This window comes from Leisingera sp. ANG-S5 (genome assembly GCF_000813925.1).
Taxonomy (GTDB): Bacteria; Pseudomonadota; Alphaproteobacteria; order Rhodobacterales; family Rhodobacteraceae; genus Leisingera.
In genome coordinates this window covers 117,423-130,736 of sequence record NZ_JWLH01000005.1, presented here as the reverse complement: position 1 = coordinate 130,736, position 13,314 = coordinate 117,423, and the positions used below count along the sequence as shown (strand labels likewise).

General features: G+C 62.2%; 17 protein-coding genes. 8 read left to right on the top strand and 9 right to left on the bottom strand.

What is annotated here, in order from left to right; translation table 11 throughout:
- The first annotated feature begins 21 nt into the window (after positions 1–21).
- Positions 22–663 carry an arylesterase gene (locus RA25_RS08940; protein WP_039172319.1) on the top strand — a complete coding sequence of 214 codons (642 nt, stop codon included), beginning with the start codon at positions 22–24 and terminating at the stop codon, positions 661–663.
- 52 nt (positions 664–715) lie between these two features.
- Here the strand turns inward: RA25_RS08940 and RA25_RS08935 are convergent, their stop codons facing one another.
- Together RA25_RS08935 and RA25_RS08930 are read right to left on the bottom strand one after the other, a co-directional pair.
- Positions 716–925 (bottom strand): cold-shock protein, encoded by a 210-nt coding sequence (locus RA25_RS08935; protein WP_008557431.1) that lies wholly within the window; start codon positions 923–925, stop codon positions 716–718.
- 230 nt (positions 926–1,155) lie between these two features.
- Entirely contained in the window at positions 1,156–1,728 is a 573-nt protein-coding gene (locus RA25_RS08930) for a L,D-transpeptidase (RefSeq protein ID WP_039171632.1), read from the bottom strand.
- Between the two features lie 164 nt (positions 1,729–1,892).
- Between RA25_RS08930 and trxC the strand changes: the two genes are divergently transcribed.
- Positions 1,893–2,318 (top strand): thioredoxin TrxC, encoded by a 426-nt coding sequence (gene trxC, locus RA25_RS08925; RefSeq protein ID WP_039171629.1) that lies wholly within the window; start codon positions 1,893–1,895, stop codon positions 2,316–2,318.
- A gap of 48 nt (positions 2,319–2,366) precedes the next feature.
- On the opposite strand, the gene RA25_RS08920 is transcribed toward trxC, so the two are convergent.
- The 3 genes from RA25_RS08920 to RA25_RS08910 form a co-directional block, all read right to left on the bottom strand.
- Positions 2,367–2,609 (bottom strand): hypothetical protein, encoded by a 243-nt coding sequence (locus tag RA25_RS08920; RefSeq protein WP_019296709.1) that lies wholly within the window; start codon positions 2,607–2,609, stop codon positions 2,367–2,369.
- A gap of 156 nt (positions 2,610–2,765) precedes the next feature.
- Positions 2,766–2,984: a hypothetical protein gene (locus RA25_RS08915; protein ID WP_039171627.1), complete on the bottom strand. Its 219-nt coding sequence runs from the start codon at positions 2,982–2,984 to the stop codon at positions 2,766–2,768.
- Positions 2,985–3,120: 136 nt separating this feature from the next.
- Positions 3,121–3,495 carry an eCIS core domain-containing protein gene (locus tag RA25_RS08910; protein WP_039171624.1) on the bottom strand — a complete coding sequence of 125 codons (375 nt, stop codon included), beginning with the start codon at positions 3,493–3,495 and terminating at the stop codon, positions 3,121–3,123.
- A 238-nt stretch (positions 3,496–3,733) separates the two neighbouring features.
- Here RA25_RS08910 and RA25_RS22695 point away from each other — a divergent pair, with 238 nt between their 5' ends.
- Positions 3,734–5,212, top strand: coding sequence for a hypothetical protein (locus RA25_RS22695; RefSeq protein ID WP_152612179.1), 1,479 nt, complete (start codon positions 3,734–3,736; stop codon positions 5,210–5,212).
- A gap of 56 nt (positions 5,213–5,268) precedes the next feature.
- Here the strand turns inward: RA25_RS22695 and ettA are convergent, their stop codons facing one another.
- Together ettA and RA25_RS08900 are read right to left on the bottom strand one after the other, a co-directional pair.
- Positions 5,269–6,924, bottom strand: a complete 1,656-nt coding sequence (gene ettA, locus RA25_RS08905; RefSeq protein ID WP_039171623.1) for an energy-dependent translational throttle protein EttA — start codon at positions 6,922–6,924, stop codon at positions 5,269–5,271.
- A gap of 219 nt (positions 6,925–7,143) precedes the next feature.
- A complete protein-coding gene (locus RA25_RS08900; RefSeq protein ID WP_162183421.1) occupies positions 7,144–7,677 on the bottom strand; it encodes a DUF2059 domain-containing protein in 534 nt (177 codons plus the stop codon).
- A gap of 227 nt (positions 7,678–7,904) precedes the next feature.
- Here RA25_RS08900 and RA25_RS08895 point away from each other — a divergent pair, with 227 nt between their 5' ends.
- The 3 genes from RA25_RS08895 (at position 7,905) to RA25_RS08885 (ending at position 9,650) form a co-directional block, all read left to right on the top strand.
- Complete coding sequence (locus tag RA25_RS08895) at positions 7,905–8,243, top strand: hypothetical protein (protein ID WP_039171620.1); 339 nt, start codon at positions 7,905–7,907, stop codon at positions 8,241–8,243.
- A gap of 55 nt (positions 8,244–8,298) precedes the next feature.
- Entirely contained in the window at positions 8,299–8,829 is a 531-nt protein-coding gene (locus RA25_RS08890) for a YcnI family copper-binding membrane protein (protein WP_029204856.1), read from the top strand.
- A 188-nt stretch (positions 8,830–9,017) separates the two neighbouring features.
- Positions 9,018–9,650, top strand: a complete 633-nt coding sequence (locus RA25_RS08885) for a nicotinate-nucleotide adenylyltransferase (protein ID WP_082023054.1) — start codon at positions 9,018–9,020, stop codon at positions 9,648–9,650.
- On the opposite strand, the gene RA25_RS08880 is transcribed toward RA25_RS08885, so the two are convergent.
- Positions 9,630–10,436: a DMT family transporter gene (locus RA25_RS08880; protein ID WP_241477385.1), complete on the bottom strand. Its 807-nt coding sequence runs from the start codon at positions 10,434–10,436 to the stop codon at positions 9,630–9,632. The two genes, RA25_RS08885 and RA25_RS08880, sit on opposite strands and share 21 nt — an antisense overlap.
- 132 nt (positions 10,437–10,568) lie before the next feature.
- On the opposite strand from RA25_RS08880, the gene dacB reads away from it, so the two are divergent.
- Both dacB and RA25_RS08870 read left to right on the top strand, forming a co-directional pair.
- A complete protein-coding gene (dacB, locus tag RA25_RS08875) occupies positions 10,569–12,056 on the top strand; it encodes a D-alanyl-D-alanine carboxypeptidase/D-alanyl-D-alanine endopeptidase (protein WP_082023062.1) in 1,488 nt (495 codons plus the stop codon).
- Positions 12,057–12,165: 109 nt separating this feature from the next.
- Positions 12,166–12,885: a GNAT family N-acetyltransferase gene (locus RA25_RS08870; RefSeq protein ID WP_039171615.1), complete on the top strand. Its 720-nt coding sequence runs from the start codon at positions 12,166–12,168 to the stop codon at positions 12,883–12,885.
- Here RA25_RS08870 and RA25_RS08865 read toward each other — a convergent pair.
- The gene (locus tag RA25_RS08865) at positions 12,882–13,256 is read right to left on the bottom strand and encodes a winged helix-turn-helix transcriptional regulator (RefSeq protein ID WP_019296698.1); all 375 of its coding nucleotides are present in this window, start codon (positions 13,254–13,256) and stop codon (positions 12,882–12,884) included. The genes RA25_RS08870 and RA25_RS08865 overlap by 4 nt on opposite strands.
- Positions 13,257–13,314 lie beyond the last annotated feature (58 nt).

The window sequence follows — 13,314 nt, the reverse complement described above, 5'->3', positions numbered from 1 at the left end:
CGATATGGAGTGTTTGCCGCCATGCGCAAGACATTGGCACTGCTGAGTTTGCTGCTTTTTACCGGTGCTGCCTGGGCAGAGCCGCTGCGGATCACCGCGCTCGGCGACAGCCTGGTGCAGGGCTACGGGCTGCCGCAGGGCCAGGGGCTGGTGCCGCAATTGGAGCGCTGGCTGAACGGCAACGGCGCCGAGGTCACGCTGCAAAACGCAGGCGTTTCCGGCGACACCACCGCCGGCGGGGCAGAGCGCGCCGAATGGACCCTGTCAGACAACCCCGACGGGCTGATCGTGCTTCTGGGCGGCAACGACATGCTGCGCGGGCTGGACCCGCAGGAGGCGCGCGGCAACCTGACGCGCATCCTGCAAACTGCGCAGGACAAGGGGATCGTGGTCCTGCTGATCGGCATGAAGGCGCCGCGCAACTACGGCCCGGAGTACAAGCAGGATTTCGATGCGATCTATCCGGAGCTCGCGGCAGAGTACGGCGCGGTACTGCACCCGGATGCCTTTGCCGGCATCGCCGCTGAAGCGGGCAATGATCCCGCCGCGGCACAAGGCTTCATGCAGGACGACGGCATACACCCCAACGCCCGCGGCGTTGCGTTGAATGCGGCCGCTATCGGCCCGGCTGCCCTGCAGCTGGTAGCTGCCATAGGCCATTGAAAACAGCCCCGGCCATCAGGGCTGTTTGAAACTCTCGGTGCAGATCAGAGGATCAGGAGACCAGCGCGATATCCACTGCGGATTCGCGGCCGTCGCGGCCTGCGCGCAGCTCATAGGTCACTTTCTGATTGTCCGCCAGGCCGGTCAGGCCGGAACGCTCAACTGCGGAAATATGGACAAAAATGTCCTTGCCGCCATCTTCGGGTGCAATAAAGCCGTAGCCTTTGGTGGTGTTGAACCATTTGACGGTGCCAGTGGCCATCGTCGTGTACTCCTAAGTCGTCTCAGTTCTCTGCCCGCTTATGCGGCAGTCCGGCAAGGTTTTCGGATGATCATCACCGTGCCGTAATGGGGACAGTGATGGCATCCGCGTAACATCGCCGTGACAGAATTGAGTACGAATCCCCTTTTGCGCAAGAAAAATGCGCGGTGACGCGGGGTTCCGGGGCCGATTCCGGCGGCAGAGCGCCTAATGAACCGTCAGTTGTGCGGCTATAGCACAGTCACCACCGTGCCCAGCGGCACCCGCGCGTACAGATCCACCACATGCTCGTTCATCATCCGGATGCAGCCGTTTGACACCGAATGGCCAATGGTCTGCGGCTGGTTGGTGCCATGAATGCGGAAATAGGTGTCGATGCCGTTCTGGAACAGATACAGCGCCCGCGCCCCCAGCGGATTGTCCGGCCCGCCCGGCTGGATGTACTCGTTGTCGATGAACTTGGCATAAGCCCGCGGGTCGCGCTCGATCATCTCGTCGGTGGGGCGCCAGGTCGGCCATTCCTTCTTGCGTTCGATCACCGCCTTGCCGGTGAACTCCAGCCCCGCCTTGCCAACGCCGACGCCATACCGCATCGCCTTGCGCTTGTCGGTCACGAAATAGAGGTAGTAGGAGCGCGGCAGCACCAGGATCTGGCCGGGGGCAAAATCCTTGCGGATGCGCACCTCCTGCGGTGTAGGATCAAAGGGCGCGGGCTCCTTCTTGCGGGCCAGCGCGGGCAGCGGCAGCAGTGCCGCCGTTGCGGCTGCGGTGCCCGTGGTCAGAATTTTCCGGCGTGAAAACATGGCCAAACCTCCGAACGTCAACTGTATCTCCCTTCATCTTCCGGCGGCGGCGGCAGGCGGTCAACGGGTTTTGGCGGATGTTATGCAAACTGTTGCACAGGATGCAGGCTGTTGCACGCGCGGGTGCCGCGGCTATACCGGGGCAAACAGCCAAAGGAGCCGTTATGGGCGCCAAGACCCTCACTTGCCTGACCTGCACCCAGTTGAACCGGGTGCCGGAGGAGAAACTCGGCAGCGGCCCGAAATGCGGCAGCTGCGGCGCGGCGCTGATGCCGTCCAAGCCCTTGGACGTGGATCCGGCCACGCTGCAAAAGGCGGTGCAGAACGACGACGTGCTGCTGGTGGCGGATTTCTGGGCGCCCTGGTGCGGCCCCTGCCGGATGATGGCGCCGGAATATGCCAAGGCCGCCAAGGCCCTCTCGGGCCGCGCCCGGCTGGTCAAGCTCAACACCCAGGACCACCAGTCCACCGGCGCCCGCTACCGCATCCGCGGCATTCCGACGCTGATTGCCTTTGAGCGCGGCAAGGAAAAGAAACGCCAGGCCGGCGCGTTGCGGTCAGGCCAGATCATCAGCTGGCTGCGCGGCTGAAACCGCGGGCCTTGCGGCGGCAGGTTTGCTGCAGCGGAAAGATCAGGTTCAGAACGGGTCCAGCCCCGGGCTGCAGCCAGCCTTGGGGCCGCTGCCCCTCCTGGCGCCGGCGCTGTGCTCCCCGCTGCCGCTGCGCCACAGCTGGAACGCAAGCATTCCCAGCATCAGCACAACAGCCGCAACGGGATACAGAAGCAGCACCAGCCAAACCGGCCAGCCGCCGATCATGCTGGCAGCAACGGCCAGCACCAGGCCGCCCACTGCGCCGAATAACGCGCTGATCCAGGCCATGCAGCCCTTCCCCCAATAATCCCCATCCAACAGCAAACTAGGGCGCAGCCTGCCATCAGGCAACTGCGCACATGACACTTGCACGCGATTCCTGCGGAACCGGCTATGTCAAAGGTGGTGTTATCCGAACCTCAGTCCGGCGCCCTGCCGCCTGCCTCAGGCGGCGGCCAGATGGCCGGATGGGGGCAGCCTGCCGCCAGGCCCGCCCGCTTGACTGCGCCAGTACATCAGGGCGGTTACCAGCAGCGCAGTTGCAGAGCCCGCTGCCGGATAGATCACAATGCAGGCCCACAGCGGCAGCCCGGCAGCGGCATAACCCGCCACCGCGGCGCACAGGCCAACAACCATACCCAGAATGACACCTGCCCAGGCCATGACGTCTCCAACAAAACCGCGCAGCGCGGACCCGAGCGCCCCGCTGCTTCTCTCCCTATCATCCGGCCAACTGTGTTGTAAAAAGGTTAAGATTGCGGCGGCAGCAGCATTCCTGCGCAAATAACCGGCCCGCGCGTCATTTCGAGGTCAGCGCCACCCCGTCTTTGGCCTTGGGCATCCGGCCCTTGCCCTGCTCCAGCACATGCGCCAGCTCATGCACCAGCAGTTGCGGGTTCTTGGCGTCGCCCGGCTTCATGAAGTAGATATCGTTGCCATAGGTGAAGGCCTTGGCCTTCAGCTCCTTGCAGACATCCTTGGCGTTGCCGCCCACGTGCACCTGCACCTTGGCCAGCTTCGCCTTGGAGAAATGCGCCTCCAGCGCTTTGCGCACATCACCGGGCAGCTTCTTGCCCTTGGTGCCCTCCGGTTCCGTCTTCAGCTTCTTGCGCTTGGCCTTCTTGCCACCCAGCGCCTCGACCTGTGTCTTCACGTCTTCCGGTTTCAGGGGCATGGGAGATCCTTTTCAACGCTTCAATCAGTACCGGGCGCGCCGGGCGCCTGAGGCGATGATAGCGCAGAGCGGGAAAAGGCGAAACGGGGAGCGCTGAATAATCGGAAGGATGCACCTTCAAAAAGGCCAAAGCCACTTCAGCTCTACGACTTGTTGGAAAGTTGATAATTTTCTTGAATTTTTTCCAGTGAAGGTTGAGATGTGTGCATAAAAACAGACGGATCTTTGCGAGAGGCTAATGACAGAAGACGAAGTTGTTCAAGTGGAGCTTGAGACGGGTTTGGTAGTTCCTCCCCCGCTAGACCCTCATATTGCAAGTGTTAGTATACGCACTGGCTCCAATAACCCGACAGACTACTTTGACCTTCTCTTGTCGGCCTCTTTTGGCGCTGAGTACGTAACAATTAACAGTGGCGGTGATAAAATTGAGGTTAAGCTAACGATTAAAAAGGCAGAGATAAAGGTAGATACCAGCAACTGTGATCTGCATTTACTGTCCGACAAGGATAGCGAAGGTTGGGTTGGTTCGGAAACTAGGGAGACAACGAGCGAACGGAAAACACGTGGCTCCAGTGATACAACGATTGGAGTTTCAAACAGCGGTACGAATATTTCTACCAAAGCAAATTTGAACGCGTCCGTTGGTGCAACATGTGACGGTAAGTCTCAGATTGTGAGGCAAGTCTTGCCGTGGAGAGTCCTGTCCGCCGATACAGTTCAGTTCGGCTACATTGAACGCCCCAATGAGCCTCTCATTGGTAGAATGCTTGATGAAGACGTATTAATAAGAGTTACGCCATCTAATCTAGGGCAGAGAATAGGTGTACTGGCACGTTTAAGGGTTCGAGAAAGGTGGATTGACCTGGAGGTCGATGAAACCTCACTGATTGGAGCCTCGAAGAAATTTGGCGATTTTTTGAAATCTCTTATTGGTCATGATGCTGCCGCACTTAGGAAAAAAGAGCTGTTCTCAATGCTTCTCGCCCACCTTGTTACGAAAGAGTTGCAAGCGGAAGAGGAGGGTAAGGATGCAACCTTGGCTGCTGCGGCTGTTGTTTTTTCACCGAGGTCAGAGAAATTTGGTGGCTTACCTTTGCCACATAATAGAAAAGAGATTAAGGTTGATCCTACTGCGATAGATCAGTTTATTTCACGCGATGGCGAAGAAGAAGACGTTTTGCGTGAAATAGGTGTGGACTTCGAACCAGATGTTGATGGCGATACTGGTGAGTTTGGCCGTGATTTTCAAAAGATATGGAAAATGCGACCGCCGGGAGATTTTTGCTTCCGATCGGTGGATATTGATGTGCTTCAGCAGTGTTACAGCCTATCATTTGGATTGGTCGCGAGAATAAAATGCGAAGAAAATAATGGGCCGTGGTTGGATTTTTCAGTTGAAATTACTGATGAGCCATACCCGCAAGGTGATGCTGAAGAGATATTGGACCTCCTCGGAGCAGGTTGGAGGGCTTCGGAAGCTGCTGTTTATTTTTCTATTTTGACCAAAGGTGAGCAATCTTTGACAGTGGCTGAACTTTTTGGGTTCCGGAAGACTTATCAGTCTCTTAGGAAAAGATTGAAGGATTATTCTGTCAAAAGTGGCTACGGCAATCTAGTTTCCTTTGGGCGCGTAATAAGCGAGGTAAGTGCAGAAGGCAAAGTGGAGGGAATTGCTGGAGCCAAGAGACGCTTCAGGATGTGGAGCCGGGAGGACTAAGAGTGAAAAGTTAGCCAGGCATGCACCGAAGGTAGCATGCCTGGGAACGAAACGGTTTACCGCACAAATTTCTTGTGCTTCAACCGCTTGGGCTCCAGCGCGTCGGGACCCAGGCGGCGCTTCTTGTCCTCCTCATAGTCCTCGAAGTTGCCTTCGAACCACTCCACATGGGCGTCGCCCTCGAACGCCAGGATATGCGTGCAGATCCGGTCGAGGAAGAAACGGTCGTGCGAGATCACCACCGCGCAGCCGGCGAAATCCACCAGCGCGTCTTCCAGCGCCCGCAGGGTTTCCACGTCCAGGTCGTTGGTCGGTTCGTCGAGCAGCAGCACGTTGCCGCCCTCTTTCAGAAGCCGCGCCATGTGCACGCGGTTGCGCTCACCGCCGGACAGCAGCGACAGTTTTTTCTGCTGGTCGCCGCCCTTGAAGTTGAAGGAGGAGCAATAGGCGCGGGAATTGACCTGCGCGTCGCCCAGCTCGATGATCTCGGCACCGCCGGAGATCGCCTCCCACACGGTGTCGTTGTCGTTCAGGTCATCGCGCGACTGGTCGACATAGCTGAGTTTTACGGTGTCGCCGTATTCCACGCTGCCCACATCGGGCTGCTCCTGGCCGGTCAGCATCTTGAACAGGGTCGATTTACCGGCGCCGTTGGGGCCGATCACGCCGACGATGCCGCCCGGCGGCAGCGAGAAGTCGAGGCCTTCGATCAGCTGCTTGTCGCCGTAGTGCTTGGCGAGGCCATTGACCTCGATCACCTTGGAGCCGAGGCGCGGGCCGTTCGGAATGACGATCTGGGCACGGCCGACCTTCTCGCGCTCGGACTGCGACGCCATCTCGTTATAGGCAGCAATACGGGCCTTGGATTTTGCCTGGCGGGCTTTCTGGCCCTGCTGCATCCACTCCAGTTCTCGTTCCAGCGTTTTCTGCTTGGCCTTGTCCTCGCGGGCTTCCTGCGCCAGACGCTTGGCCTTCTGTTCCAGCCAGGCGGAGTAGTTGCCCTCGTAAGGGATGCCGCGGCCGCGGTCGAGCTCCAGGATCCAGCCGGTGATGTCATCCAGGAAGTAACGGTCGTGGGTCACACACAGGATGGTGCCCTTGTAGTCGATCAGGTGCTGCTGCAGCCAGGCGATGGTCTCGGCGTCCAGGTGGTTGGTCGGTTCGTCGAGCAGCAGCATGTCGGGCGCTTCCAAGAGCAGCTTGCACAGCGCCACGCGGCGGCGTTCACCGCCCGACAGGTCGGCGATCTTGGCGTCATCCGGCGGGCAGCGGAGCGCCTCCATGGATACGTCGACCTGGCTGTCCAGGTCCCACAGGTTCTGAGCGTCGATCTCATCCTGCAGCTTGGCCATCTCCTCGGCGGTCTCGTCCGAGTAGTTCATCGCCAGCTCGTTGTAGCGGTCCAGGATGTCCTTCTTGGCCTGCACGCCCAGCATGACGTTTTCGCGCACGCTCAGGCTCTCATCCAGCTGCGGCTCCTGCGGCAGGTAGCCGACCTTGGCGCCTTCCGCGGCCCAGGCCTCGCCGGTGAAATCCTTGTCGAGGCCGGCCATGATCTTCATCAGCGTGGACTTACCGGCGCCGTTGACGCCGACCACACCGATCTTCACGCCGGGCAGGAAGGAGAGGTGGATGTTTTCAAAGCATTTCTTGCCACCCGGGTAGGTCTTGGAGACACCCTGCATGTGGTAGACGTACTGGTAGGAGGCCATGTGCTCGCTCCGTTAAGGGGGAAATTCGCTGGCGGGAGTGATAGCGGATGGGCGGCGGCGGGGCAATGCGGGAAGCAGGCCTGCGCGAGGGGGTGCCAAGCGTGCACCGGCTGTGCACCCCCTGTGCACCGGGTGGTGCCATTCCCGGCCCGCGCCGGGCTGGTGGCGCGGGCCGGCAATGGCTCGCTGGCTACGCAAAGCTGCCCAGCGGCAGGTCTTCTAGTTAAAAGCGTTCAGAAGCTTGTCGGTGACGGAGGGGCTGTCGATGATGATACCTTCTTCTTCCATCCGGCGCGTAACACGCGGCATCAGCTTGGAGACAGAGGATCTGCCGACCTCCCGGCCCATGTCGGCTCCGCGGGTCATCAGCGCGGGCGTTTTTTGGATGAGAGCCTGTCCTGGCGCTGTTTGGTAAAAGGCTGCGATGCCTTGAATTTCGCTCTTAGTGAAAAGGTCCAGATAGATATCCTTGGTGCGCTTCTGCATTTCTTCTGTGAAGCTCGCAACAAACTCTTCCATGATAATGTCCATGAAGGAATCCAGATCGCTGACCCGGATTCCTTTTTCTTGAAGGTCGTTGTTCATGGCACTCAGAATGAGTTGCCTTTGGGATTGCAAGGCAGCTTCGAACAGTTCAGCCGTCACCGTTTCAGTGACAATAAACTCCAGATCTTCGTTCACACCTGCCATGGCGGAACCGGTAAAGAGGGTGCTGAAAACAATGGACGCGGCAATGTTTCGAAGTTTGAGCAATGGAGGTCTCCAATAAAAAAGCGAGGCGGTATATTCCGTGTTACAGCAACACCTGAAGGCGAGGTCAACAAGCGAGCAGGCACTTTTTTGATGGGGTGAGATGCCATCGTTTGTTGCGGGCTGGTGGTGCTGAATATCTCTCCAGCACATTGATCAAGCGCAACAAATGCCCCGCGTCCGTGCCCTAGACAGGGGCCAGGAACAAGGCACCCGAAGGGCAGGTCCCCATGACGCAGTGGCACAGATACAGGACGGGGCTGGCGCTGGCGGCGGCGTTCTGTTTTGCGCTGCTGGCGGGGGGGCATGCGGCGCGGCCGGTTGCGGCGGATCCGGGGGTTGCGGCCTTTGGTTTTGCCGCCTCGGATATCTGCGGCTTTGGCGGCGGCGAAGACCGCCAAGGCTGCCCGAATTGCACCCTGGCGGCGGGGGCGGTGCTGCCCCAGGCCAAGGCACCTGTGCATTCCTGCCTATACCGCCGCACGGCAACTGCCGCGCGCGGCGGCTGGATCGCGGCACTGGGCGTTGTGTCCATTTACCAGGCCCGGGCGCCGCCAGCCTTCACATGACAGCCACCGCCGGGACCCCCGGCACATCTGACATGTGAACAAACGGACAAGACTGATGACACTCATGAAAATCGCTTCGGCGGCGCTGCTGGCGGCTGCCTTTGGAACCGCGGCTCAGGCCCATGCCACCCTGGAACAGCAGGAGGCCGCAACCGGCAGCTTCTACAAGGGCGTGATGCGGATTGGCCACGGCTGCAGCGGCGAGGCCACCCTGAAATTGCGGATAACCATCCCAGAGGGTGTGATTTCGGTGAAGCCGATGCCCAAGGCGGGCTGGACGCTGGAGACTGTGACTGGCGATTACGCAAACAGTTACGACTACTACGGCAAGACGCTCACCTCCGGCGTCAAGGAAATCATCTGGACCGGCGAGCTGCAGGATGACTTCTACGATGAGTTCACCTTCCGCGCCAAACTGGACGGGTCGCTGGAGCCGGAGAAGATGCTGTTCTTCCCCACTGTGCAGGAATGCGCCAGCGGCGAAAACAGCTGGAGCGAAATCCCGGCGGCAGGCCAGGACCCGCATGACCTGGCGCATCCGGCACCGGGTCTGCATCTGACCGCGCCCGCCGCGCATACCCACTGACGCGGCCCCGCCGGAACACCGGTTTGCGGAACACCGGCAGGGGCTGGCGGCTCTGGCCCCTTGGCGTTTCGCGGTGCAGCTGCCCCGTCTCATGGCGGCTGCACCATCTGCAGGGCGGACAGGTGCTGCCGTACTTCCGCTGTTCTGCACTGCCGCCCGCAGGCGGCAATTGATCTCTCCCAAAAACTATGCGCATCAAGGCCTTCATGGTTTGCAAGCTGCCGCATATCCGCCCGGGCCAGAGCGTCGGGCTGCTCGGAGGGTCCTTTGATCCGCCGCACCGCGGCCATGCGGCGATTTCCCATGCGGCACTGAAACGCTTCGGGCTCGACCACCTGTTCTGGCTGGTGTCGCCCGGCAACCCGCTGAAGACCCGCCAGCCTGCGCCCCTGCAGCGGCGGATCGCAGCGGCAGAGGCGCTGGTGCAGCATCCCCGCATCCATATCAGCGGCATCGAGGCGGACCTTGGCACCCGCTACACCGCCCAAACCCTGCGCCACTTGCGCCGCCGCCATCCGGGCGTGCGCTATGTCTGGCTGATGGGGGCCGACAACCTGACCCATTTCCACCGCTGGAAAGACTGGCAGCAGATCCTCGACACGGTGCCGGTGGGGGTGCTGGCGCGGCCCGGCGACCGGATCTCAGCCCGGTTTTCACCCGCCGCGCGGATCTACCGCCACGCGATGCTGAAAGGCAGCGAAAGCCGCCTGCTGGCGCAGGCCGACAGCCCGGCCTGGTGTTTCGTGAACCTGCCGATGGTGGAGGCCAGCTCGACCGAAATCCGCGCCCGCGGCGGCTGGTCAGCGACGGAGGGCGGCTGAGGCCAGCCCGGCCGACAGCACCACCGTCAGCCCTGCCCAGGTCCAGGCGTCCGGCAGCTGGCTGAACACCGCCCAGCCAAGGCCGACCGCGGCGGCCAGCTGGAAATAGACCATCGGCGCCAGCTTCACCGCCTGCACCCGGCCATAGGCAAACAGCAGCAGGAGGTTGCCCAGCATCGAGAACGCCGCACTCCCCACCGTCAGCGCGGCGGTGGACGGGGTGAACTCCGGCAGGCTGGCGAGGCCCAGCGGCAGCATCAGCAAGGCCGACAGCAACAGCTGCGTCAGGCTCAGCTCCAGCGGTGTGCCCACATGCGCCAGCCAGCGCGAACTGGTCAGGAAGCCGCCGTAGAAACAGCCCGCCAGCACTGCCCAGAGCAAGTTGGCGGAGCCGCCGAACCCCGGTCGCACCACCATCAGCACGCCCAGGAACCCCAGCGCCATCAGCAGGCTGCGCAGGCCGGTTGCCTGCTCGCGCAACAGCAGCACCGACAGCACATAGCTGACCACCGGCCCGATGAAGAAGGCGGCAAAGACATTGGCCAGCGGTTCCGTCTGCAGCGCCAGCTGGATGGAGAAGATGCCGCCGGTCAGCAATCCGGCGCGCAGCCACAGCCGCCAGTCACCCAGCAGGGAGAACGCCCGGCGCGGCACAAAGGGCAGGATCAGCGCGGTGCCGATGGCAAAGCGGGACCAGGCGACAAAGGCGGGCGTCGCCAGCCCGGCGCCGGTCAGCAGTTTCCCGCACAGGTCGCCTGCGGGGATCATTGACATGGCCGCGAACATGAGGAGTACTGCCTGAAACATGGCTGCCAGCGGTAGCAGGACTTGCCCGTGTGAAAAAGCCCGGACCTTGCGGCGCAAAGCCGTGGATCGGGGATTGAAGTAGAGCCGCTCCTGACCCTAAAAATGAACAAGATGACTTCACGCCGGACATTCCTCCTTTCCGGGCTTGCCGCATTGGCGGGCTCCTCTGCGCTGGCCAATGCGCCGGCGGTTTCCTTGCGGCCTGTTGCCCGCAAGGTGAGTTCACTGGCGGCCGGTGCCGATGGCCTCAAAGCCTTGATCGAACGCGCGGGGCTGCGCGGCGAGGCGGTCTGTGCAGTGGCGGATGTGAAGACCGGCAAGCTGCTGGAATCCTCCGGCGGCTCTCAGGCCCTGCCGCCCGCCAGCGTCGCCAAGGCGCTGACCGCGCTTTATGCGCTGGATGTGCTGGGCGCGGACCACCGGTTCGAAACCCGCATCCTCGCCACCGGCGGCGTGTCCGGTGGCGTGGTCAAGGGCGACCTGATCCTCGCCGGCGGCGGCGACCCGCTCTTGAACACCGACCATCTGGCGCTGCTGGCAAAATCGCTGAAGACCGCCGGCGTGCGCGAGGTGCGCGGCAAGTTCCTGGTCTGGGACGGCGCGCTGCCGTCGGTCAAAACCATCGACCCGGACCAGCCTGATCATGTCGGCTATTCCCCTGCGGTGTCCGGCATTTCGCTGAACTTCAACCGGGTGCATTTCGAGTGGAAACGCGCCGCCAGCGGCGGCTGGGCGATCACCATGGACGCCCGTACTGAGAAATACCGCCCCGAGGTGGCCACTGCCCGGATGGCGATCCAGTCCCGCGCGGTGCCGGTTTATACCTATGCGGAGAAGGGCGGGGTGGATCACTGGACCGTCGCCTCCAAGGCGCTGGGCAAGGGCGGCGCGCGCTGGCTGCCGGTGCGCAACCCGGCGGCTTATGCGGGGGACGTGTTCCGCACCCTGGCACGCGCCAACGGCATTAAACTCTCCAAGCCCAAGGAGACCCGCGCGCTGCCCTCAGCCACCCTGCTGGCCCAGCACCACAGCCCGCCGCTGGATGTGCTGCTGAAGGCAATGCTGAAATACTCCAACAACCTGATGGCAGAGATGATCGGCATGTCCGCCACCGCCGCCCGCGCGGGCCGCCCGGCCTCGCTCAAGGCGTCGGCTGCAGAGATGAGCCGCTGGGCCGCGGGCAAATACGGCATGTCCGGCAGCCGGCTGGTGGATCACTCCGGCCTTGGCGGGGACTCGCGGATGACACCGGCGGATCTGACCGGCGCGCTGGTGGCCGCCTATAAGGCGGGCCAGCTGAAGCCGCTTTTGAAACCGTTCCAGATGCGCGACGCCAAGGGCCGCACCATCAAGGGCCACCCGATCAAGGTCGCCGCCAAGACCGGCACCCTGAACTTTGTCTCCGGCCTCGGCGGCTTCATGACCGCGGCGGACGGCACCGTGCTGGCCTTTGCCATCTTTACCGCGGATCAGAACACCCGCAACCGCCTGACGCGGGCGCAGCGCGAACGCCCCCAGGGCGGGCGCAGCTGGAACCGCCGCGCCAAGCAGCTGCAGCAGCAGCTGATTGAACGCTGGGGCGCGGTTTACGGCAGTTAGGGCCTGACTGGTCTGGGAAAGTTTTCACTTTCTGGACGTTTGCGCTGGGCCAGTTTGCGGGCAGACCGGCGGGCGGCATCTGCCTGCCCGGAGTGCAAAGGACCAGACCATGACCGAGCGTATCAATGACCACGGACAGCCCATCGGTGCTGCGCTGCCGGACTGGCAGGGCGCGCGCCTGCCCGGCCACGACGGTATGGCAGGCCGCTATTGCCGGGTGGAGCCGCTGGACGCCGCGCGCCACACAGCGGATCTGTTTGCCGCCTTCAGCCAGGACCCCAGCGGCGCGATCTGGACCTATATCCCCTGGGGGCCGTTTGGCACCGAAACCGAACTGCGCGCCTGGATCCAGGGTGCCAGCGGCGTCGACGCGCAGCCCTATTTCGCCATCGTCAACACCGCCAGCGGCCGGGCCGAAGGTGTGGCCAGCTACATGCGGATCAAGCCGGAGCACGGCGTGATTGAGGTTGGCGGCATCACCTATGCGCCCGCCTTGCAGCGCACTCCCGCCGCGACGGAGGCGATGTTCCGGATGATGGCGCGGGTGTTCAATGACCTGGGCTACCGCCGCTATGAATGGAAATGCGACGCCCTGAACGCTGCCTCCTGCCGGGCAGCGGAACGGCTGGGTTTCACTTATGAAGGGCTGTTCCGCCAGGCCGTCGTCTACAAGGGCCGCAACCGCGACACCGCCTGGTATGCGGTGCTGGACAGCGAATGGCCGCGGCTGGAGGCGGCCTATGCTGAATGGCTCGACCCTGGCAATTTCGACGCTGAGGGGCAGCAGAAACAGAGCCTAAAAAGGCTGATTGAGGCCCACAGGGGTTAATCCGCTTCCGCCACCGTCCGCCCGGTTTGCGGGTCATACAATCCGCCGCCCAGATGCGCGTGGCCCCAGCCCATGATCTGCAGCAGCAGCGCCTCCAGGCTACGGCCCTCCTCCGTCAGCGCATAGCGGTAGCGCACCGGCCGGTCCTGATAGGCCTCCCGCGCCACCAGCCCCAGCGCCATCAGCCGCTTCAGCCGCTCTGACAGCAGGTTGGCGGCGATATGCTCCTCGCTCGCCTGCAGCTCCTGAAACGTATGCTTGCCGTGCCACATCAGGTCGCGCACCACCAGCAGCGTCCACTTGTCCCCCAGCACATCCAGCGTGCGGGCAATCGAACAGCGCGAGCGGTACTTTGTCTGCGGCTGGGTCACGGCGCGTCTCCTAAGGGTATTAGCCCTCTAACACTAAGAGACTTTTAAAATGAAAGCC